The organism is Klebsiella sp. M041 (assembly GCF_059759695.1).
This window is the reverse complement of the sequence record NZ_JCAXWU010000001.1, coordinates 302712-324591: the sequence shown is the minus strand read 5'-3', so window position 1 is coordinate 324591 and position 21880 is coordinate 302712. Positions and strand designations below refer to the sequence as shown.

The 21880-nt window shown below is 59.7% G+C and carries 20 protein-coding genes; 14 read left to right on the top strand and 6 right to left on the bottom strand.

The window, feature by feature from the left end:
- Positions 1 to 63: 63 nt before the first annotated feature.
- From AC6CWS_RS01530 to yejF, 9 genes are all read left to right on the top strand, one after another.
- Positions 64 to 1530 (top strand): mannitol dehydrogenase family protein, encoded by a 1467-nt coding sequence (locus AC6CWS_RS01530; protein ID WP_080901703.1) that lies wholly within the window; start codon positions 64 to 66, stop codon positions 1528 to 1530.
- Between the two features lie 120 nt (positions 1531 to 1650).
- The gene (locus AC6CWS_RS01525; protein WP_023290457.1) at positions 1651 to 2628 is read left to right on the top strand and encodes a CobW family GTP-binding protein; all 978 of its coding nucleotides are present in this window, start codon (positions 1651 to 1653) and stop codon (positions 2626 to 2628) included.
- A gap of 37 nt (positions 2629 to 2665) precedes the next feature.
- Positions 2666 to 3379 carry a phosphatase PAP2 family protein gene (locus AC6CWS_RS01520; protein WP_080901702.1) on the top strand — a complete coding sequence of 238 codons (714 nt, stop codon included), beginning with the start codon at positions 2666 to 2668 and terminating at the stop codon, positions 3377 to 3379.
- Positions 3380 to 3805: 426 nt separating this feature from the next.
- On the top strand, positions 3806 to 4375 hold the full coding sequence (gene mepS, locus AC6CWS_RS01515) for a bifunctional murein DD-endopeptidase/murein LD-carboxypeptidase (protein WP_004201653.1): 570 nt from the start codon (positions 3806 to 3808) through the stop codon (positions 4373 to 4375).
- A gap of 187 nt (positions 4376 to 4562) precedes the next feature.
- Positions 4563 to 6125, top strand: coding sequence for a cyclic di-GMP phosphodiesterase (locus tag AC6CWS_RS01510; protein ID WP_080901701.1), 1563 nt, complete (start codon positions 4563 to 4565; stop codon positions 6123 to 6125).
- Positions 6126 to 6193: 68 nt separating this feature from the next.
- On the top strand, positions 6194 to 7999 hold the full coding sequence (locus AC6CWS_RS01505; protein ID WP_080901700.1) for an extracellular solute-binding protein: 1806 nt from the start codon (positions 6194 to 6196) through the stop codon (positions 7997 to 7999).
- A gap of 9 nt (positions 8000 to 8008) precedes the next feature.
- Entirely contained in the window at positions 8009 to 9103 is a 1095-nt protein-coding gene (locus AC6CWS_RS01500; protein WP_080901699.1) for a microcin C ABC transporter permease YejB, read from the top strand.
- On the top strand, positions 9103 to 10128 hold the full coding sequence (locus AC6CWS_RS01495) for a microcin C ABC transporter permease (protein ID WP_023290463.1): 1026 nt from the start codon (positions 9103 to 9105) through the stop codon (positions 10126 to 10128). The genes AC6CWS_RS01500 and AC6CWS_RS01495 overlap by 1 nt, the downstream gene beginning before the upstream one ends.
- 1 nt (position 10129) lies before the next feature.
- The gene (gene yejF / locus AC6CWS_RS01490) at positions 10130 to 11719 is read left to right on the top strand and encodes a microcin C ABC transporter ATP-binding protein YejF (RefSeq protein ID WP_080901698.1); all 1590 of its coding nucleotides are present in this window, start codon (positions 10130 to 10132) and stop codon (positions 11717 to 11719) included.
- Between the two features lie 3 nt (positions 11720 to 11722).
- Here yejF and AC6CWS_RS01485 read toward each other — a convergent pair whose 3' ends face one another.
- The 3 genes from AC6CWS_RS01485 to rsuA all read right to left on the bottom strand — a co-directional run bounded on the left by AC6CWS_RS01485 (position 11723) and on the right by rsuA (position 14310).
- Positions 11723 to 12067, bottom strand: a complete 345-nt coding sequence (locus AC6CWS_RS01485) for a YejG family protein (RefSeq protein ID WP_002912974.1) — start codon at positions 12065 to 12067, stop codon at positions 11723 to 11725.
- A gap of 330 nt (positions 12068 to 12397) precedes the next feature.
- Entirely contained in the window at positions 12398 to 13594 is a 1197-nt protein-coding gene (locus AC6CWS_RS01480) for a Bcr/CflA family multidrug efflux MFS transporter (protein ID WP_023290465.1), read from the bottom strand.
- The gene (gene rsuA, locus AC6CWS_RS01475) at positions 13591 to 14310 is read right to left on the bottom strand and encodes a 16S rRNA pseudouridine(516) synthase RsuA (RefSeq protein ID WP_023290466.1); all 720 of its coding nucleotides are present in this window, start codon (positions 14308 to 14310) and stop codon (positions 13591 to 13593) included. Before rsuA ends, AC6CWS_RS01480 begins: the two co-directional genes overlap by 4 nt.
- Positions 14311 to 14457: 147 nt before the next feature.
- Here rsuA and radD point away from each other — a divergent pair, with 147 nt between their 5' ends.
- Positions 14458 to 16215, top strand: a complete 1758-nt coding sequence (gene radD / locus AC6CWS_RS01470) for a DNA repair helicase RadD (protein ID WP_080901697.1) — start codon at positions 14458 to 14460, stop codon at positions 16213 to 16215.
- 136 nt (positions 16216 to 16351) lie between these two features.
- On the top strand, positions 16352 to 16636 hold the full coding sequence (rplY, locus tag AC6CWS_RS01465; RefSeq protein WP_032453540.1) for a 50S ribosomal protein L25: 285 nt from the start codon (positions 16352 to 16354) through the stop codon (positions 16634 to 16636).
- 58 nt (positions 16637 to 16694) lie between these two features.
- Here the strand turns inward: rplY and AC6CWS_RS01460 are convergent, their stop codons facing one another.
- Positions 16695 to 17582, bottom strand: a complete 888-nt coding sequence (locus AC6CWS_RS01460) for a LysR family transcriptional regulator (protein WP_080901696.1) — start codon at positions 17580 to 17582, stop codon at positions 16695 to 16697.
- Positions 17583 to 17685: 103 nt separating this feature from the next.
- Between AC6CWS_RS01460 and AC6CWS_RS01455 the strand changes: the two genes are divergently transcribed.
- Complete coding sequence (locus tag AC6CWS_RS01455) at positions 17686 to 18972, top strand: serine hydrolase domain-containing protein (RefSeq protein ID WP_080901695.1); 1287 nt, start codon at positions 17686 to 17688, stop codon at positions 18970 to 18972.
- 20 nt (positions 18973 to 18992) lie between these two features.
- On the opposite strand, the gene AC6CWS_RS01450 is transcribed toward AC6CWS_RS01455, so the two are convergent.
- Positions 18993 to 19589 (bottom strand): NUDIX domain-containing protein, encoded by a 597-nt coding sequence (locus AC6CWS_RS01450; protein WP_032453543.1) that lies wholly within the window; start codon positions 19587 to 19589, stop codon positions 18993 to 18995.
- Between the two features lie 81 nt (positions 19590 to 19670).
- Between AC6CWS_RS01450 and AC6CWS_RS01445 the strand changes: the two genes are divergently transcribed.
- Positions 19671 to 20438 carry a DeoR/GlpR family DNA-binding transcription regulator gene (locus AC6CWS_RS01445; protein ID WP_080901693.1) on the top strand — a complete coding sequence of 256 codons (768 nt, stop codon included), beginning with the start codon at positions 19671 to 19673 and terminating at the stop codon, positions 20436 to 20438.
- Positions 20439 to 20451: 13 nt separating this feature from the next.
- Here AC6CWS_RS01445 and yejK read toward each other — a convergent pair whose 3' ends face one another.
- Positions 20452 to 21459, bottom strand: coding sequence for a nucleoid-associated protein YejK (gene yejK / locus AC6CWS_RS01440; RefSeq protein ID WP_498256378.1), 1008 nt, complete (start codon positions 21457 to 21459; stop codon positions 20452 to 20454).
- Between the two features lie 186 nt (positions 21460 to 21645).
- Here yejK and AC6CWS_RS01435 point away from each other — a divergent pair, with 186 nt between their 5' ends.
- Complete coding sequence (locus AC6CWS_RS01435; protein ID WP_004195346.1) at positions 21646 to 21873, top strand: YejL family protein; 228 nt, start codon at positions 21646 to 21648, stop codon at positions 21871 to 21873.
- Positions 21874 to 21880: the final 7 nt, after the last annotated feature.

The following is a 21880-nucleotide window of genomic DNA, read 5'->3' as shown; positions in this document are numbered from 1 at the left end:
AATTTCCTGTCATATAACTTTAGACTGGCAATGTTAATAAGCAGTTAAACAGGTGTGTAAAGAATGACAACAATTGCAACCGCTACGCTACCGGAAAACGTGCAACGTCCTCAGTACGATCGCAGCCAGCTCCGCTCGCGTATTGTCCATTTCGGCTTTGGCGCGTTTCATCGCGCGCACCAGGCGCTGCTGACCGATCGCGTGCTGAATAACATCGGCGGCGACTGGGGGATCTGCGAAATCAGTCTGTTCAGCGGCGATACGCTGATGAGCCAGCTTCGCGAACAGGACCACCTGTTTACCGTACTGGAAAAAGGCGCCGACGGTAATCAGCCCATTGTTATCGGCGCGGTGCACGAATGCCTGAACGCCAGGCTCGATTCGCTGGCGGCGATTATCGAGAAATTTTGCGAGCCGCAGGTAGCGATTGTCTCGCTGACCATCACGGAAAAAGGCTATTGCATCGATCCGGCGACCGGCAAGCTGGATCCGACGCATCCGCGTATCGTTCACGATCTGGAAAATCCGACGCTGCCGCAGTCGGCTCCCGGTATTTTAGTTGAAGCGCTGGCCCGCCGCCGGGAACGGGGCCTGCCGCCCTTTACCGTGCTCTCCTGCGATAACATTCCCGACAACGGCCACGTGGTGAAAAATGCCGTCCTCGGCATGGCGGAAAAACGCAGTCCGGCGCTGGCGAGCTGGATCGCCGACAACGTCAGCTTCCCGGGCACCATGGTGGATCGCATTGTTCCCGCCGCCACCGCGGAGTCGCTGGCGGAAATCGCCGCCGTGCTGGGGGTGGAAGATCCCTGCGCCATCAGCTGCGAACCCTTCATTCAGTGGGTGGTCGAAGACCACTTTGTCGCCGGGCGCCCCGCCTGGGAGACGGCGGGCGTGCAGATGACCGACGACGTGCTGCCCTGGGAGCAGATGAAGCTGCGGATGCTCAACGGCAGCCACTCTTTCCTCGCCTGGCTTGGCTATCTGGCAGGTCATGCGCACGTCAGCGACTGCATGCAGGATGAGGTCTTCCGCCGCGCCGCCCGCCAGCTGATGCTTGACGAACAGGCCCCGACGCTGACCATTACCGGCGTCGATCTGGCGGCCTATGCCGACAGCCTGATCGCGCGCTTCAGCAACCCGGCGCTCAAACACCGTACCTGGCAAATCGCCATGGACGGCAGCCAGAAGCTGCCCCAGCGTATGCTCGACGGTATTCGCGTGCATCTTGACCGCGGCAGCCGCTGGCCGCTGCTGGCCCTCGGCGTAGCCGGCTGGATGCGCTACGTCAGCGGTACGGACGATGCCGGTCAGGCCATCGACGTCCGCGATCCGCTGGTGGACAAGATCCAGCAGCGGGTGGCGCAGAGCGATGAGCAGCAGCGCGTTGACGCCCTGCTGGGTCTGGAGGAAATATTTGGCCGCGACCTGCCGCGCAACGCGCAGTTTGTCGCCGGGATCCGCGCCGCCTGGCAGCAGCTGGCGATGCACGGCGCCCGCGAGGCGGTTGCCCGCGCGCTCAATTCTTAACAATATTTGCGCTTATGCGGACAGAATTTCCTTCTGTCCGCCTCAGGACTTCTCTTTTCCCTCTTTTTTCGTCAGGATAGACGTAACTGTTACAACATTACATTTATCCTGGAGAAAAGAGTGACCAGAACCAATTTGATCACCGGCTTTCTCGGCAGCGGTAAGACGACCTCGATTCTTCATTTGCTGGCGCAGAAGCCTGCGGATGAAAAATGGGCCGTACTGGTTAACGAGTTTGGCGAAGTCGGGATAGACGGCGCCCTGCTGGCCGACAGCGGCGCCCTGCTCAAGGAGATCCCCGGCGGCTGCATGTGCTGTGTCAATGGCCTGCCGATGCAGGTCGGGCTGAATACCCTGCTGCGCCAGGGGAAACCCGATCGTCTGTTGATTGAGCCCACCGGACTTGGCCATCCAAAGCAGATCCTCGATATCCTCACCGCGGCGGTGTATGAACCCTGGATCGATCTGCGCGCGACCCTGTGCATTCTCGATCCGCGTCAGCTACTGGACGAGAAAGCGGTCAACAACGACAACTTTCGCGACCAGCTGGCGGCGGCGGATATCATCGTGGCCAATAAAAGCGATCGGGAAACGCCCGAAAGCGCTCAGGCGTTTGTCGACTGGTGGCAACGCTGGGGCGGCGATCGCCGCCAGGTGTCGGCGACCCAGGGTAATATCGACCTGGCCCTGCTTGATGAACCGCGGCGCAATACCGCCCCGCTGCCGGCGAGCGCGGAGCACGCCCACCGCCATCCCCCCACAGCCGGTCTCGCCGCCCTTAGTCTGGCGGAACACCAGCGCTGGCGCCGCCACCTTAACAGCGGCCAGGGCTATCAGGCCTGCGGCTGGATCTTCGACGCGGAAACGGTCTTTGACACCATCGCCCTGCTGGAGTGGGCCCGGCTGGCGCCGGTGGCGCGGGTCAAAGGTGTGCTGCGCATTGCCGAAGGGGCGGTGCGGATCAACCGCCAGGGCGAGGATCTGCATATCGAGACCCTTAGCGTCGCCCCGCCCGATAGCCGCATCGAGCTTATCTCCGCCCATGAAGCCGACTGGAACGCGCTCCAGACCTCATTGTTGAGGCTTCGTTTAAGTTAAGGCGGCTAAGGTTGCCGCCGACTGTCACAAAATCGCAATGGCTATGATGAAAAACCGAATTCCTTTAATCCTGCTGCTTAACTTCGCGGGTGTGGCGCTATTTTGCTCCTGGTATCTGCCAGCCAACCACGGCGCGTGGGCGCCGGTAGACGCCGCGATCTTCCATTTCTTTAACCATGGCGTCAGCGTCAGCCGCGCTTACGCCTGGCTGCTGGCGATCATCAACAATCGCGCCTTCGACGCCTGCTCGCTGCTGGCGATGGGTTGCCTGATGCTCAGCTACTGGCTCAAGGCGCCGGCGGCAGGCCGTCGTCAGATCGCTATTATGGGCGTGGTAATGCTGCTGGCGGCGGTGATCATCAACCAGTTGGCGCAGCACCTGATGCCGGTTCAGCGCGCCAGTCCGTCGCTGTTTTTCAGCGATGTCACCCGCGTCAGCGACGTCGTTAACTTCCCCACTAAGGATGCTTCCAAGGACAGCTTCCCCGGCGATCATGGGATGATGCTGCTGATCTTCGCGAGCTTTATGTGGCGCTATTTTGGCCGCCGCGCGCTGGCCGTGGCGCTGGTGATATTTGTGGCCTTTGCTTTCCCGCGGGTGATGATTGGCGCCCACTGGTTCAGCGATATTGCCGTCGGCTCTCTGACCGCCGTGCTGATTGGCGCGCCCTGGGTATTGATGACGCCGCTGAGCGATAAACTGATCGCCTTTTTCGATCGCTACTTACCCGGCGGAATATCGGCCAAATAAAGCCGCGGGCAGCCGCCAGGGGCATTATCTATAAGGGGACCTTTTGGGTCCCTTTTTTCAATTTTCCTTTTTTTCAACATCGCGTTCATCTTCTTGTCACATTAATCCCGTGACAAATGAAGGAATTGTCTGTTTTTTGCCCGTAATTGCCGCAATTTTGGCCTTTCCCGATGATTCACTTTTTGTCACCAAAATACTTATAAGAAATCGCGCAAAACCGCTCGCCATGCGGCGTTTGATAGGGTAATCTCGTTCTCGTTTTGCCTTTTCCGCAACATTAATTCAGGCCCTGAATAAAATTGTGCGTGACTGCACAAATTTAAGCTTAAGGAATTGTCTCATTGCGGATGGGTATTTAGGCTCTAACACGTTTGGCATTTTTTATAACGACATTGTCGTTAAGGACAACAAGGGAAAATAAACAGCATGGTCAAATCTCAGCCGATTTTGAGATACATCTTGCGGGTAGCCCCCGCGATTGCAGTAGCGGTTCTGCTTTCCGCGTGTAGTTCAACAAGTACCGCCAGGAATATGCATTCTGAGACGCATGCTGTGGGTAGTGGCGATTTATCATCACTGCAAGCCTCTCAGGATGAATTTGAAACGATGGTCCGTAACCTGGACGTGAAGTCCCGTTTAATGGATCAGTATGCCAGCTGGAAAGGCGTGCGTTACCGCCTCGGCGGCAGCACTCGCAAAGGTATCGACTGCTCGGCGTTCGTGCAGCGCACCTTCCGCGAACAATTTGGTCTGGAACTGCCGCGTTCAACTTCTGAACAGCAGGAAACTGGAAAATCGATTTCCCGTACCCAGCTGCGTACTGGCGATCTGGTTCTGTTCCGCGCCGGCTCTACCGGCCGCCATGTCGGGATCTACCTCGGCAACAACCAGTTTGTTCACGCCTCTACCAGCAGCGGAGTGACCATCTCCAGCATGGATGAGCCATACTGGAAAAAGCGCTACAACGAAGCGCGTCGAGTCCTGAGCCGCTCGTAAACTGTCCTCTACCGCCGCCGGTTATCCCTTGGCTGGAAGCGGGATAAAAAACACTGCCCCGGCAGTGTTTTTTTTTGCCACCTGATTCTGAACGACGCAAAATAAGCTATGTCTTTTAAGTGGGAATGAGAAAAACGACGACTGACAACCCGTTGCTGCGCATCAATAACACGGAAAGACTATAGCTATGCTGACTCGCTACTTTTCGCCCCAGCGTAAAACCTGGCTAACCAGCCTGTGCGTGGGCATTATCGTCGCGCTACTGGCTGGCAGCATTCAGTTTATGGTGATTTACCATAACCGGGCCGAGCGTTTCGACGCCATTATCAACAATGTTAATACCTATCTGAAAAGCTATTTTCACGACCTGCGCCAGACCATTGACGGCCTGCAGCCGCTCGTGGACCAGCCCTGCGAGAATATTGACTCCGGGCTCACCTCCCACGCCGCGTTCAGCCCTAACGTCCGCGCTTTTCTGCTGGTCAAAAACGGCGTGGCCTTTTGCTCCTCGGCAACCGGCGCCATGAATACCCCCCTCACCCAGCTGATCCCGGCCATTGATATCCGCAAACCCCTTGATATGGCGATTTTGCCAGGCACGCCGATGATGCCGAAGAGCGCGGCGCTGGCACTATGGGTAGGCAAACCCGGTGATGAAAACAGCGGCATTTTCGTGTCGATTAACGCCAATCTCACGCCGTATATCCTCTATTCCGCACGGCAGAATGATTTCAGCGGTATTGCGCTGGTCATCGGCCACACCGCTATCTCCACCTTCAGTAACCGGCTGGTGGATCCGCAAACGCTGCATAATGTGCCGATCCGCGAAGTGCAGATCGACGGTTTCCCCCTCAAGGTCTACCTGTATGCCAACAGCTGGCTGGCGGAAAATACGCAGTTTGCTCTGCTGCTCGGGGTGGTGTGCGGCCTGCTGGCGGGGCTGCTCTGCTATTACGTGCTGTCGATCAAATCCGATCCGCGAAAATCCATTCTGCTGGGGATCAAAAACAACCAGTTCTACGTCGTCTATCAGCCGGTGGTGAATGCCCAGACTCTGCGTATCAGCGGCGTGGAGGTCCTGATGCGCTGGCGCCATCCGGTGGTGGGCGAAATTCCGCCTGACGTCTTTATTAACCTCGCGGAAACCCAGCAGATGATCGTGCCGCTGACCGATCACCTGCTGGCGCTGATCGCCCGCGACGCGCCGGCGCTGAAGCGTATTCTGCCGCACGGCGTCAAGCTGGGGCTCAATATTTCCCCAGCCCATCTTCAGGCCGACAGCTTCCGCGACGATATGCTGCGCTTCGCCGCCGCGCTGCCCGCCGGCCATTTTCACGTGGTGCTGGAGGTCACAGAGCGGGCGATGATTGACAAAGAAAAATCGGTCGCTAACTTCGCCTGGCTGCACCAGCACGGTTTTGAAATCGCGATCGATGATTTTGGCACCGGGCATAGCGCGTTGATCTATCTCGAACGCTATAACTTCGATTATCTGAAGATCGATCGCGGCTTTGTGCAGGCGATCGGCACCGAAACCGTCACCTCGCCAGTGCTGGATGCGGTGCTGACCCTCAGCCGCCGGCTGAAATTGATGACCGTTGCCGAAGGGGTGGAGACCCAGGAGCAGGCGGAGTGGCTCCGCGCTCAGGGAGTGCATTTCCTGCAGGGGTACTGGATCAGCCGGCCGCTGTCGCTGGCGGCGCTAGTGGCCGCGCACGATGAACCCGCGAATTATTTCACAACGCGTTAAGTCTCACTTATGATGCGGGAACAGAAGTCGGCCACGGGGGCCGGCTATGACAGGGTATTCTGCCGCCTATGTATGCGCGACTTTTTCTGCTTCTGCTTGCTCTGTTTAGCCTGAGCGCTAAAGCGCAATCCATTCAGGAAAGCGTCGCCTTCGCAATTATCGGCGAACCCAAATACGCCGCCGGTTTCAGCCATTTTGATTATGTTAATCCACAGGCGCCGAAAGGCGGCACCCTCACCCTGGCGGCGATTGGCACCTTTGACAACTTCAACCGCTACGCGCTGCGCGGCAATCCCGCGGTACGCACTGAGGCGCTCTACGATCCCCTGTTCACCACCTCGGATGATGAGCCCGGCAGCTACTATCCGTTGATTGCCGAACGGGCGCGCTACGCCGGGGACTATTCATGGATGGAGATCGCCCTCAACCCGCGCGCCCGTTTTCACGACGGCACGCCAATCACCGCCCGCGATGTCGCTTTTACCTTCAATAAGTTTATGACCGAAGGGGTGCCGCAGTTCCGCCTCTTTTATAAAGGCACCACCGTGAAGGCCATCGCGCCGTTGACCGTGCGTATCGACCTCGGCCAGCCCGGTAAAGAGAACATGCTGAGCCTGCTGAGCCTGCCGGTGATGCCCGAGGCGTTCTGGCGTCATCACAAACTCAGCGACCCGTTGTCAAAGCCGCCGCTGGCCAGCGGGCCCTACCGCATCAGCGCCTGGCGGATGGGACAGTATATTACCTATTCCCGGGTCGCCGATTACTGGGCGGCCGACCTGCCGGTCAACCGCGGTCGCTGGAACTTCGATACGCTGCGCTATGACTATTATCTTGACGACAACGTCGCTTTCGAAGCCTTTAAAGCCGGGGCCGTCGACCGCCGGGAAGAGACGGTCGCCAAAAACTGGGCCACCCGCTACGTCGGCCGCAACTTCAGCCGCGGCTACATCATTAAAGAGGAGTATGCCAACACCTCGGCGCAGGATACCCAGTGGCTGGCGTTCAATATTCAGCGCCCGGTATTCGCCGATCGCCGGGTGCGGGAGGCCATTACCCTGGCGTTTGATTTTGAATGGATGAACAAGGCGCTGTTTTACAGCGCGTATCAGCGCGCCAACAGCTATTTCCAGAACACCGAATATGCCGCCCGCAGCCTGCCCGACGCGGCCGAGCTGGCCCTGCTGACGCCGATGAAAAACGAACTGCCCCCCGAGCTCTTCAGCCAGGTTTACCAGCCGCCGGTCTCCCGCGGCGATGGCTTCGACCGCGCCAACTTACTCAAAGCCGACGCCCTGCTTAACGCGGCGGGCTGGACGGTGAAGAACCAGCGCCGGGTTAACGCCGCCACCGGCAAGCCGCTGCGTTTTGAACTGCTGATGCCGGCCGGAAGCAATGACCGCTGGGTGCTGCCGTTTCAGCACAACCTGCAGCGCCTGGGGATCGTCATGGATATTCGTCAGGTGGATAACTCGCAGTACAGCAACCGCCGCCGCAGCCGCGATTACGACATGATGCCGAGCCTGTGGCGCGCCATGCCCTGGCCGGGGACTGACCTGCAAATCTCCTGGGCGTCGGACTATATTCACTCCAGCTACAACGCGCCGGGGGTGCAAAGTCCGGTGGTGGATAAACTGATTGCGCAGATCCTGCAGTGGCAGGGTAATAAGCAGAAGCTGATCCCGCTTGGCCGGGCGCTGGACCGCGTCCTCACCTGGAACCACTACATGTTGCCGATGTGGTATATGGCGCAGGACCGCACCGCGTGGTGGAATAAATTCTCGTTCCCCCAAACCCGCCCCATTTATTCGTCCGGCCTTGATACCTGGTGGTATGACGCGAACAAAGCGGCCACCCTCCCCGCGGACAGACGCTAAGGACATACCATGGGCAGCTACCTGATCCGCCGTTTGCTGTTAGTGATCCCCACCCTGTGGGCCATCATTACCATTAACTTTTTTATTGTACAGATCGCTCCCGGCGGCCCGGTCGACCAGGCCATCGCCGCCATCGAATTTGGTCAGCACGGTGGAATGCCAGGCGCCGGCGACGGCGGGATGGGCGCCAGCCATGCCCGCACCGGCGCCGGCAATATCAGCGAGGGTCACTATCGCGGGGGGCGCGGCCTCGATCCGGAAGTCATCGCCGAGATCACCCACCGCTACGGCTTCGACAAACCGCTGCACGAGCGCTACCTGAAGATGCTGGGCGATTATCTGCGCTTTGATTTTGGCGACAGCCTGTTTCGCAGCGCCTCCGTACTGCAGCTGATTAAAGACAGCCTGCCGGTCTCGGTGAGCCTCGGGCTGTGGAGCACGCTGATCATCTATCTGGTCTCCATTCCGCTGGGCATCCGCAAAGCCGTCAGCAACGGCAGCCGCTTTGACATCTGGAGCAGTACGCTGATTATCATTGGCTATGCGATCCCCGCCTTTCTGTTCGCCATCCTGCTGATCGTGATTTTCGCCGGCGGCAGCTATTTCGACCTCTTCCCGCTTCGCGGTCTGGTCTCGCCAAACTTCGACACCCTCCCGTGGTATGAAAAGATCCTCGACTATCTGTGGCACATCGCCCTGCCGGTGCTGGCGACGGTGATCGGCGGCTTTGCCGCCCTGACCATGCTGACTAAAAACAGCTTCCTGGACGAGATCCGCAAACAGTATGTGGTCACCGCCCGCGCCAAAGGCGTCGGTGAGAAACAGATCCTCTGGGGACACGTGTTCCGCAACGCCATGCTGCTGGTGATCGCCGGTTTCCCGGCCACCTTTATCAGTATGTTCTTTACCGGCTCGCTGCTGATCGAAGTGATGTTCTCCCTGAATGGTCTGGGACTGCTGGGCTATGAAGCGACGGTCTCCCGCGACTATCCGGTGATGTTCGGCACGCTCTATATTTTCACCCTGATCGGCCTGCTGCTGAATATCGTCAGCGATATCAGCTATACGCTGGTCGACCCGCGTATTGATTTTGAGGGCCGCTAATGTCGTTCTTCAGTCCCGTTAATCAGGCCCGCTGGGCGCGCTTTCGCCACAACCGTCGCGGTTACTGGTCGCTGTGGCTGTTTTTAATCCTCTTCCTCTGCAGCCTGGGGGCTGAGCTGCTGGCCAACGATCGGCCACTGCTGGTGCAGTACCGGGGCCAGCTGTACGTCCCGGTGTTAAAAAACTATACCGAGCAGACCTTCGGCGGCGCATTCGCCACCGCCGCCGACTATCAGGATCCCTGGCTGCAGCAGCAGCTGGCCAGCCACGGCTGGGCGCTTTGGCCGCCGGTGCGCTTCGGCGCGACGACGATCAATTTTGCCAGCACGGTTCCTTTTCCATCGCCGCCCTCGGCCAGCAACTGGCTCGGCACCGACGCCAACGGCGGCGATGTGCTGGCGCGGATCCTTTATGGGACGCGCATCTCGGTACTGTTTGGTCTGCTGCTGACGCTGTTCTCCAGCGTGCTGGGGGTGCTGGCCGGTGCGATACAAGGATATTACGGCGGTAAAATCGACCTCTGGGGGCAGCGTTTTATCGAAGTCTGGTCCGGTATGCCGACGCTGTTTCTGATCATCCTGCTCTCCAGCGTCGTGCAGCCGGGCTTCTGGTGGCTGCTGGCGATCACTGTCCTGTTTGGCTGGATGACGCTGGTGGGCGTGGTGCGCGCTGAATTTCTCCGCACCCGCAACTACGACTACATCCGGGCGGCGCAGGCGTTAGGGGTCAGCGACCGGCAGATCATCCTGCGGCATATGCTGCCCAACGCGATGGTGGCGACCCTCACCTTCCTGCCGTTTATTCTCTGCAGCTCTATTACCACCCTGACGTCGCTGGATTTTCTCGGCTTCGGCCTGCCGCTCGGCTCGCCCTCCCTCGGCGAGCTGCTCCTGCAGGGCAAAAACAACCTGCAGGCACCCTGGCTGGGCATTGCCGCGTTTCTCTCTGTCGCCGTGCTGCTGACGCTGCTGATTTTCATCGGTGAAGCGGTGCGCGACGCCTTTGACCCCAGTAAGGCGGTGTAATATGACCCACCCGCTGTTAGCTATCGACAATCTCTCTATCGCCTTTCGCCAGCAGGGGGAGACGCAGACCGTCGTGCATAATCTGTCGCTCGAGGTGGCGGCCGGCGAAACGCTGGCCCTGGTGGGGGAATCCGGCTCCGGTAAGAGCATCTCCGCCCTGTCGGTGCTGCGGCTGCTCCCTACCCCGCCGGCCAGCTACCCCAGCGGCGATATCCGTTTTCATGGCCAGTCGCTGCTGCATGCGGATGAGGCGACCCTGCGCGGCGTGCGCGGCAACCGGATCGCGATGATCTTTCAGGAGCCGATGGTGTCGCTCAATCCCCTCCATACCCTGGAAAAACAGCTCTACGAGGTGCTGTCGTTACACCGGGGAATGCGCAAAGAGGCGGCGCGCGGAGAGATCCTCGACTGCCTGGAGCGCGTCGGGATCCGTCAGGCGCCGCGGCGGCTGGCGGACTATCCGCACCAGCTCTCGGGCGGCGAGCGCCAGCGGGTGATGATCGCCATGGCGCTGCTGACGCGCCCGGAGCTGTTGATTGCCGACGAGCCGACCACCGCCCTCGATGTGTCAGTGCAGGCGCAAATTCTGCAGCTGCTGCGCGAGCTAAAGCGGGAGCTGAACATGGGGATGCTGTTTATCACCCATAACCTGAGCATCGTCCGCCAGCTGGCTGACCGGGTGGCGGTGATGCAGAACGGCCGCTGCGTGGAGCACAATCACTGTCGGGCGCTGTTTAGCGCGCCGGCCCATCCTTACACCCAACGCCTGCTGGATAGCGAACCGGACGGCGAGCCGGTGCCGCTGGCCGCCGATGCCCCGGTGCTGCTGCAGGCGGAGGAGTTACAGGTGGCGTTCCCCATTCGTCGGGGGATCCTGCGTCGGGTGGTCGATCACCATCGGGTGGTCAATGATCTCCATTTCCAGCTACGGGCCGGCGAGACGCTGGGTCTGGTGGGAGAATCGGGTTCCGGCAAAAGCACGACCGGTCTGGCGCTGCTGCGCCTGATCCCCTCCGAGGGCAAGATAACCTTTGCCGGCCAGCCGATTCAGGGACGCGGTCGCCGACAGCTGCTGCCGCTGCGCCGACAGATGCAGGTGGTTTTTCAGGATCCGAACTCGTCGCTCAATCCGCGCCTGACGGCGCAGCAGATCATTGAGGAGGGCCTGCGCGTCCACCAGCCGACGCTGACGGCGGCTGAACGCGAACAGGCGGTGATCCTTGCCATGCAGGAGGTCGGCCTCGACCCGGCCAGCCGCCAGCGCTACCCGGCGGCTTTCTCCGGCGGCCAGCGCCAGCGTATCGCCATCGCCAGAGCGTTAATCGTCAAGCCGCAGCTGATCGTCCTCGACGAGCCGACTTCCTCGCTGGATAAAACCGTTCAGGCGCAGATCCTGAATCTGCTGAAAGCGTTACAGCTGAAGCATCAGCTGGCCTATATTTTTATCAGCCATGATTTAGGCGTGGTGCGCGCGCTGTGTCACCAGGTGATGGTGCTGCGGCAGGGAGTGGTGGTCGAACAGGGCGAGTGCCAGTCCGTCTTCAGCGCGCCCCGGCATGAGTATACCCGCCAGCTGCTGGCGCTAAGCTGACGGTCAGAAAGGGTTATTGCCGGAGAAGGGCTCGGCGATCGCCACGCCAAAGTTTTTCAGACGACAGGTGGCGGCAAACTCATCCTGCAGATTAACGAACAGGCAGGGCTCGCCTTCGCACTCAAGAACGGAACAGTCGACTTCAATGTCGCTTAACGCCTGGCTGAGCTTATGCATCACCGGCCAGGCTTTTTCACCGTCCGGACTCAGCAGCTTCAGGGCGACGAGACTGTTTTCGTTCTGCGCGCCGTTTTGCGGAATCGGTTCAACTCTGGAACCCGCAAAACCGGCCAGCCAGCGATAGCTCTGCGGCAGACGGTGTACGATAGAGAGTTGTTGTGTATTCACGTGGTTTCCCCGGAAGCAAAAGGCTTCACAATAAATTTACATCAATATTAACACACTGTTGACAAATAGTCCTGCTCAGACGCAGAAAACGTTTACAGCCGCGGCGGCCCAGGGTTAAGCGCTTATATTCCAGCGTGTTATTTTTTAACCCGGCAAGCCGATTGGCGCTATATGTACCCGTTTCTGTGATCCAAAACAACTTTTTTATCGCAACAATGCGACTTTTTACACTAATTGATTTTACATAAAGGAAACAAATCGCAGAACCCTGAAGCCCATTGCGGTTGACGTGCATCAAGAAAGGGGCGATTTCGCCCCTGAAAATGTGACCTAGCGTGCGATTTTTCGCCGGCGGGAAGCGTAAAGGGAGAAGAAAATAGAGCTGGTGGCGCAGAAGGCGATGGAGATCAGCATCGGCCAGGCGGTGGTAAAGGTGGCCATCGACAGCAGCGCGCCGATAATCGCCCCGATACCAAAGCGGAAAGTCCCCGCCAGCGACGAAGCGGTGCCCGCCATATGCGGAAACTCATCGAGGATCACCGCCATAGCGTTCGACGACACCATCGATACGCAGCCAACGAAGGCCGCCACGCCGATGACCAGCGACCAGAAGCCGACGTCGAGCAGCGCGCAAACCACCATCCACACCGCCATGGCAAACTGGATCCACAGCCCGGCGCGGAACATGCGCAACGCCCCTACCCGCCGCACAAACCGGCTGTTGAACATGGTCATCAGGAACAGAAAGACAATGTTCAGCGCAAAATAGTAGCCAAAGTGCTGAGGCGCGACGTGGTTAATATTGATATAGACGAAAGGCCCGGCGCTAAGGAAAGAGAACATGCCCGCGAAGCTGAAGCCGCTCGCCAGCATATAGCTCAGGACCCGCTTATGGCGGAACAGGGTGGCAAAGTTACCCATCGTGGTGCGCAGGTGGAACGGCTGACGCCTTTCAGCCGGCAGCGTTTCGCGGATAAACAGGCCGATCATCAGCGACGCCAGCAGGGCCGCCAGGGCGAGGATCCAGAAGATGGCATGCCAGCTGAACCAGACCAGCACCGCCCCGCCGACCATCGGCGCCACCAGCGGCGCAATGGTCGTCACCAGCATGACAAACGACATCATCCGCGAAAACTCATCTTTCGGATAGATATCGCGCATCAGGGCGTTGATCACCACGCTGGCCGCCGCGGCCGCCAGACCGTGGAAGAAGCGCATGGCGATCAGCATCTCGATGGTCTGCGACAGGGCGCAGGCCACCGCCGCCGCGGCGAAGACCAGCGTTCCGCCGAGGATCACCGGCTTGCGGCCGAGGCTGTCAGCCATCGGACCGTACAGCAGTTGCCCCAGCGCAAAGCCGAGGATATAGGTGCTGAGGGTCATCTGCGCGCTGCCGTCCGGCACGTGGTACTGGGCAGCGATCACCGGCAGGGCCGGGAGATACATATCGATCGACAGCGGCATCAGCATGGCCAGCAGGCCAAGGATAAAGACAATCCCCAGAGACGAATTTTGCTTCAGCGTCACGTTTTGCTCCGTGGCTGCGGGGCGCCCACGCTGGCGATTTCCGCTTCCGTCAGCGGACGATATTCACCCGGCGCCAGAGATTCATCCAGCAGGATGTCGCCGATGCGTTCCCGATGCAGGCCAACCACGTGGTTGCCCACGGCGGCGAACATGCGTTTCACCTGATGGTAGCGGCCTTCGCTAATGGTGAGGCGCACTTCGGTCGGAGTGATAACTTCCAGCACCGCCGGTTTGGTGAGATCTTTTTCGTTATGCAGTTGGACGCCTTTGGCAAACAGCTCCGCGGTCCCTTCCGCCAGCGGGCTTTCCAGCGCCACCAGATAGGTTTTTTCACAGTGGTGTCGCGGCGAGGTAATGCGGTGCGACCATTGGCCGTCATCGGTCATCAGCACCAGTCCGGTGGTGTCGATATCCAGCCGACCGGCGGCATGCAGCTTATGCGCCACCGGCTCGTCGAGGAAATAGAGGATAGTCGGATGATCGGGATCGTCGGTGGAACAGACGTACCCCTGCGGCTTGTTGAGCATAAAATAGCGCGGGCCGTTCTGCTGGGTCAGCGTGTTCCCGTCATACTCCACCTCGTGCTCCGGCTGAAGCTTAAAGGAAGCATCTTTTACAATGTCGCCGTCCACGGTAACGCGGCTGCCGCGGATTTCACGCCCGGCAATAGCCCGGCTGACGCCAAGCTGCTGAGCGATAAACTTATCAAGTCGCATGAGATTTTTTTAGCCTGTCAAAGTGCTGGAGCGGGCAAATCGCCCGAAAAAGAAGAAATTCACTGGCTAGTATAACGGGCTCTTAACACCACTCAAGGGAAAAGATTCATGGCATACTATTCGCGAGTTAATTAGCCCCGTGAATTCATGACTTTTACATTACGTCCCTACCAACAAGAAGCCGTCGATGCCACCCTCGCCTGGTTTCGTCGCCATACCGAGCCGGCGGCGATTGTCCTGCCCACCGGCGCGGGCAAAAGCCTGGTGATCGCCGAGCTTGCCCGACTGGCCCGCGGCCGCGTGCTGGTGCTGGCCCACGTCAAAGAGCTGGTGGCGCAGAATCATGCTAAATACTGCGCCCTTGGCCTCGAGGCGGATATCTTTGCCGCCGGACTGCAGCGTAAAGAGAGCCACGGCAAAGTGGTGTTCGGCAGCGTGCAGTCGGTGGCACGCAATCTGGCGCAATTTCGCAGCGAGTTTTCGCTGCTGATCGTCGATGAATGCCACCGCATCAGCGATGATGACGACAGCCAGTATCAGCAGATCATCAGTCACCTGCGGCAGGTCAACCCGCAGCTCCGGCTGCTCGGCCTGACGGCGACCCCGTTTCGCCTCGGCAAGGGGTGGATCTATCAGTTCCACTACCACGGGATGGTGCGTGGCGATGAAAAAGCGCTGTTCCGCGACTGCATCTATGAGCTGCCGCTGCGCTATATGATTAAGCACGGCTACCTGACGCCGCCGGAACGCCTCGATATGCCGGTGGTACAGTACGATTTCAGCCGCCTGCAGGCGCAAAGCAACGGCCTGTTCAGCGAGGCCGATCTTAATCACGAACTGAAAAAACAGCAGCGCATTACACCGCATATCGTCAGCCAGATCGTGGAGTTCGCCGAAAGCCGCAAAGGGGTGATGATCTTCGCCGCCACCGTGGAGCACGCCCGGGAAGTGACCGGCCTGCTGCCGGCAGGCCAGGCGGCGCTGATCACCGGGGAAACCCCGGGTCCGGAACGAGATCGCATCATCGAGGCGTTTAAAGCGCAGGCGTATCGCTATCTGGTGAACGTCGCGGTGCTGACCACCGGCTTCGACGCCCCGCACGTCGACCTGATCGCCATCCTCCGCCCCACCGAGTCGGTGAGTCTTTACCAACAGATCGTTGGCCGCGGCCTGCGCCTGGCGCCGGGAAAAACCGACTGCCTGATCCTCGACTACGCCGGCAACCCGCACGACCTGTACGCCCCGGAAGTGGGAACGCCGAAGGGTAAAAGCGACAACGTGCCGGTGCAGGTCTTCTGCCCGGCCTGCGGCTTCGCCAATACCTTCTGGGGCAAAACCACCGCCGACGGCACCTTGATTGAGCATTTTGGCCGCCGCTGCCAGGGGTGGTTCGAAGATGACGACGGCCACCGCGAACAGTGCGACTTCCGCTTTCGTTTCAAAAACTGCCCGCAGTGCAACGCGGAAAACGATATCGCCGCCCGCCGCTGCCGGGAGTGCGACACCATTCTGGTTGACCCGGACGACATGCTGAAGGCGGCGCTGAAGCTGAAGGACGCGCTGGTGCTGCGCTGTAGCGGCATGGCCCTGCAGCACGGTAGCGACGAGAAAGGCCCGTGGCTGAAAATCACCTACTACGATGAGGACGGCGCCGACGTCAGTGAGCGCTTCCGTCTGCAAACGCCCGCCCAGCGTACCGCCTTTGAGCAGTTGTTTATCCGCCCGCATACCCGCACGCCGGGCGTGCCGCTGCGCTGGATAACGCCGGCGGATATCGTGGCCCAGCAGACGCTGCTGCGCCATCCGGACTTTGTCGTCGCCCGCATGAAAGGCCAGTACTGGCAGGTGCGGGAAAAAGTGTTCGATTATCAGGGGCGTTTTCGCCGCGCCAACGAGCTGCGTTAATCACCCGAAAGCTGAGGTTTTGATTGCCCGGGTGTCGTTTGGCGGCTATAATGCCGCCCGCTTTTGCATTCGCAAAGCAGATAATCCGCCTGTTGCTGGGTCGCCTGTAGCAGGCTTTATATATAGAGAGACATCAATGTTTACTATCAACGCAGAAGTACGTAAAGAGCAGGGTAAGGGTGCGAGCCGCCGCCTGCGCGCAGCTAACAAGTTCCCGGCAATCATCTACGGTGGCGAAGCTGCTCCGGTTGCTATCGAACTGGACCACGACAAAGTATGGAACATGCAGAGCAAAGCTGAGTTTTACGGCGAAGTTCTGACCGTCGTTGTTGATGGCAAAGAAGAAAAAGTCAAAGTTCAGGCTGTTCAGCGCCACGCGTTCAAGCCGAAACTGACTCACATCGACTTCGTTCGCGCGTAATCGCCGATAGCAAGTTGTATGGCAAGCGCCCCGGGGTCTTCGGCTCCGGGGCGTTTTGTTATCCGCGCCGCCAAAGCGCCGGCGCCTCGTCCACGATGTCGCTCAGCAGCCGGTGCTTATTCATTCCGGGCAGCCAGAGCATCACCATGGTGACGTTCAGCCCCTGACTGCCGACCTCCGTCGCGATTTCACCGACTCCCTGCCACTCGCCTGGCCGCAAATGGTCCGGTAAAAACCCCCAGCCCCTCCCCTGCTCCATCGCATGGCGCAGCAGGGTAATTTCGTTCATATACAGCGTATGGCCGGAGATCTGCAGCCGGCGGGCAATCTGATCGTCGCTGCGCCGGTGCATCACCAGCTGCGGCGTTAACGAGAGATTGAGCAGCGTCAGCGGCCGCGCGGCATCCCGGAACAGGCGGTCCGCCGCGTAGAAACGCAGATCCACGGTGCCGAGCGCCCGCCACTCCATTTCGCTGCCCAGCGTGCGGTTGTTGGCCTGGCACATCGCCATATCCGCCACGCCATCGCTCAGCGCCTGCTCGGCTTCGCGCCGCGAGGCGCTCCAGCAGCTTAACCGGATCTGCCGCCGGGCCAGCGTATCGGCCAGTGCGCAGAGAAAATCACGTGGGATAAAGGGATCGTATACCAGACGCAGCGCCTGCCCGGCGGTTTGCGGCAGCGTTTGCGCAAAAGACTCGAAAGCCTGCGCCTGGCGCAACAGCAGATGCGCCTGACGAAAAAGCTGCTCCCCTTCGGCGGTTAAGGTCAGGGTACGCCCTTCCCGGCTGAACAGCCGATAGCCCAGCGCATCTTCCAGATAGTCCAGCAGATCGCGCAGCGTGGTTCGGTCTTTACCTAACCGAATGGCCGCCCGCGACAGGCTACCAGTCTCGGCGATGGTGGCGAATGCTTCAATCTGCGCGAAAGAATACTGCAGGGTTTTCATCCTTCTCTCCCTTGCGGGGGAAAATCCCCCCTTTACTGATTTTAGCCGCCGCGCGCCGATTTATATACTGCGATGCGAATCTATGGCAAACGAGGAAAGGATGATGATAAGAAAACCACTGGCCCTGGCGTTAATCCTGGCGGCGCTGCCGGCCGCGGCAATGGCACAACGCTGCGGCGACCTGACGCTGGATGTCTGCCCAACGCCTTACGACCAAACGCTACCCGCCGCCAAAGATATGCTCAGCTGGGATCAGACTTCACGCGTGATTGGCTTTCGAAATGACTATCGCAACTATGCCGGCGATGTTTTCCGCCACGGCGCCTCGGCGCCGCTGGAACGCGCTGAAAAACAATTGACCGATGCCCGCTATACCCTCAACGGCCACACCTGGACCCTGCAGGATTACCTGAAGCGCGAGAACGTCAGCGGTATGCTGGTGCTGAAAGACGGCAAAGTCGCCTGGAAATATCTTGGCGACGGCAACACCGATACCACCCTGTGGACCTCACGCTCGGTGGGAAAATCGGTGGTCTCGACGCTGGTGGGCATCGCCATTCAGCAGGGTAAGATCCACTCCCTTGATGATCTGATTACCGTTTATGAACCCGAACTGAAAGGCACCGCCTGGGACGGCGTGACGCTGAAGCAGTTGATGCAGCACACCAGCGGTGTGGAATGGAATGAAGACTACACCGACCCGCAGTCGCACTTCGCCCGCCTGACCCAGTGCGAGGCGCAGCCCGGGGCCTATGCCTGCGTGCGCAAGATCGTCACCGGCCTGGCGCGCAAACATCCGGCGGGCGAGCAGTGGTCCTACTCTTCCGGCGGCGCCTGGCTGCTGGGCGATATCCTGGAGCGCGCCACCGGCATGTCGCTGGCCGCCTGGCTTGAGCAGTCGCTGTGGCGGCCCGCCGGGATGGCCCACGACGGCGTATGGCATGCTTATCAGCCAGGGAAGCACGATGTCGGCGCCCACGGCTTTAACGCCACCCTTGAAGACTGGGGCCGCTTCGGCGAATTCGTCGCCCGCGATGGTCGGTTAAGCAACGGCAAACAGCTGGTGCCGGCGGGCTGGTTCGATCAGGCCGCAAGCTGGACCACTGCGCTGAACTCGGTCTCGGCGGCGCATCCGCAAGGTATCTACGGCTATCAGTGGTGGAATAACGCCATTCCGGCGAATGCGCAAAACGTCCAGCCGACGCCGCAGGAAGGGCTGAAAGACTCGCTGTGGGCGCTGGGGATCTACGGCCAGGTGATCATGGTGAACCGTGCGGAACACCTGGTGATCGTCCAGTGGTCGACCTGGCCGCAGGCGGAACCTTCCTTTAACGCCCAGCCGCTGGAAGCGGCGCTGATGTACAGCGCCATTGCCCGCGAGCTGCGTTAACCCTCCCTGCTCCTTGCCGCTCAGCCGGCGAGGAGCGTGTCGGCATTCAGCGCCAGGTGCTGCAGCAGGATAATGGTTTTGGCATCCATGATCTCGCCATCGCGAATGGCCTGCAGCGCCCGCGCCAGGGGCCACTCCAGCACTTCAATGTCCTCACCTTCCGCCGCCAGCCCGCCGCCGTCTCCCTGCCGGTCATCGGCCTGATATTCGGCGATAAAAAAGTAGAGTTTTTCGGTGACAGAGCCGGGGCTCATAAAGACGGTGAAGAGGGGCTCGATGCGCGTCACCCGAAAGCCGGTCTCTTCTTCCGCTTCGGCAACGATCCGCGCCTCCGGCGAGGCGTTATCCAACAGCCCTGCCGCCGCTTCAATGAGATATCCGTCGTGACCGTGAGTAAACACCGGAAAACGGAACTGACGGGTCAGGACCACCGTCCGCTTTTCCCGGTTGTAGAGTAAAATGACCGCGCCGTTGCCGCGATCGTAGGCCTCGCGGCTCTGCTCCTGCCAGCGTCCGTCCCGGCGCTGCAGTTCAAAGGTATATTTTTTCAGCGTGTACCAGTTATCAGAGAGCAGCGTCTCGCGAACGTGTCGGACGTGCGGTGCGTGAGTTTGCATGTTATATCCCCTTTCAGATGACAGCAGGCACCATAACATGCATAATCGTGCACAAACAAGATCACTCGTGAAGGAAAAATCATGCTCGCCAGTCAACGAAAACAGCAAATCCTGCAGATCCTTGCGGAGGAAAAACAGGTGATGTCCGGGGAGCTGAGCCAAAGGTTTAACGTCTCTGAGGACTCCATTCGCCGCGATCTGCGCGAGCTGGCGGCGGAAGGAAAACTGCAGCGAGTCCACGGCGGGGCGCTGCCGGTCTCTGCCGCCATCGCCCCTATTGAAACACGCAAAAGCGTGCAAATCGCCTCCAAACAGGCGGTGGCGCGCGCTGCCGCCGGCCTGATCCAGCCTGGACAGGTGGTGATTGTCGATGGCGGCACCACGACCGCGACGATGATCGGCTTATTACCCGCCGACCTCAGTTGCACGGTGGTCACTCACAGCCCCGGCATCGCCGTGGCGCTGGTCGATCACCCGCGAATCGAGGTGATCCTGCTCGGCGGCAAAGTGTTTAAGCATTCGGTTGTCGCCGTCGGCCCTGAAACGCTGGAAGCAATGGCGCGGATCAACGCCGATGTGTTCTTTATGGGGGTGACCGGCGTCCACCCGCGAGCGGGTTTTACCACCGGTGATTATGAAGAGGCAGGCATCAAGCGCGCGCTGGCGGCCAGGGCCGCGGAAACCGTGGTGATGGCCTCCCGGGAAAAGCTCAACGCCGCGTCGGCCTTTGCCATCGGCGAGCTGAACCTCGCCAGTACGCTTATCGTCGATGGGGAGCCCGACGCCGCGCTGCGCCAGCGGCTGGTGCAGAGCGGCGTGGAGATCGTCCCCGTTCAGCGGTCGCGCTGACGGGGCGTGGCGCTTAGTTGCCGCCGGACGTCCGGCGCTGCAGCTGGTCGCGCAGGTTCGGCGGGGTGCCCTTAATGGTCAGGGTATCGGTGGCGGGATCCCAGAATACGCGTTCGCCCAGCAGCATCGCGTCGAAGTTAATGGTCAAACCGCCGCCGCTGCCGGCAAACTTGGTCAGCTGACGTAAGGTGCTGCGATCCGCCGGGAAGCTCTCTTCCAGCTCGTAGCCCTGCTCGGCGGTGAACTCCTGGAAGCTCTTTTCGCTGACGCCGGCGAGCTCTTTGGACAGCGACTCCAGCTCAATCTCTTCCCCGGCCTGCAGCTGTTCATTGCAGTAAGCATAGACCTGCTGACGCACATTCTGTCGCTCGGATTTATCAAGCTGCGCGTCGGCGGCAAAGTCATCCACCGCCTGCAGCAGGCCGCGGTTCTGCGCTTTGGCGTTGAGACCTCCGCTGGCGCCGAGGAAATCCATGAAGAAATCGGCCACTTTGCGCCCCACCCGCCCTTTCAGGAAGGTCAGGTAGCGGGTCGACTCCGGGTTGGTTTCCCACTCGGTCAGATCGATGCGCGCGACGATATCGGCATGGTTAATATCCAGATAATGGGTCGAGCGGATATCCAGCTCTTCGTTGACGCGCATGCTGCTCAGGTTATTGAGCACCGCCACCAGCAGATACTCGACCGCCAGGTAACGATACTGACAGAAGAGGACAATGCCCCCTTCGGCGAACGGGTATTTCGCCAGCTCATCGCGCAGGCGGCCGGTCGCCGCACGGCTGAACGCCAGAAACTCCTCTTCCCCCTGACGCTGCAGGCGCAGCGCCTGCGCCAGTTCGCTCTCTTCATTGAACAAGCCATAGGCTTTGCTTTTGGCGCTATAAACCCGGTGCAGTTCAGCCATCATCTCGACGACCGTCGCATTCGGCTCCAGCAGTGACTCGCGCAGCACCAGCTCCAGATTTTGTTCATCACGTTTGATTAACTGATGCAGGGCAATCTGGTCGATATCCAGACTCATGTTAAACTCTCCTTTTAGACCGGGCGGTATTCAACCACCGCCGGGTTGCCGACGCAACTGGCGCCACACATTTCGACGTCATGACTGACGATCGGTGCGCTTTTGCGCCGCGGCGAAAAAATGCGGAAAAAAAGCTGCTGCTACGGTAATATGTTGCCCTTTCACGAACAAACAGATTTTGAGTTTATGCCGCAAATTTCCCGCTATAGCGATCAACAGGTCGAACAGTTGCTCAGCGAGCTGACGAACGTCCTGGAATCACACAAAGCCCCGGTTGACCTTTCACTGATGGTGTTAGGCAATATGGTGACCAACCTGATCAACAGTAGCGTCGCGCCGGCGCAGCGTCAGGCCATCGCCCGTTCTTTCGCGCAGGCTTTGCAATCTTCGATTAACGACGATCCAGCGCATTAAGGATAAC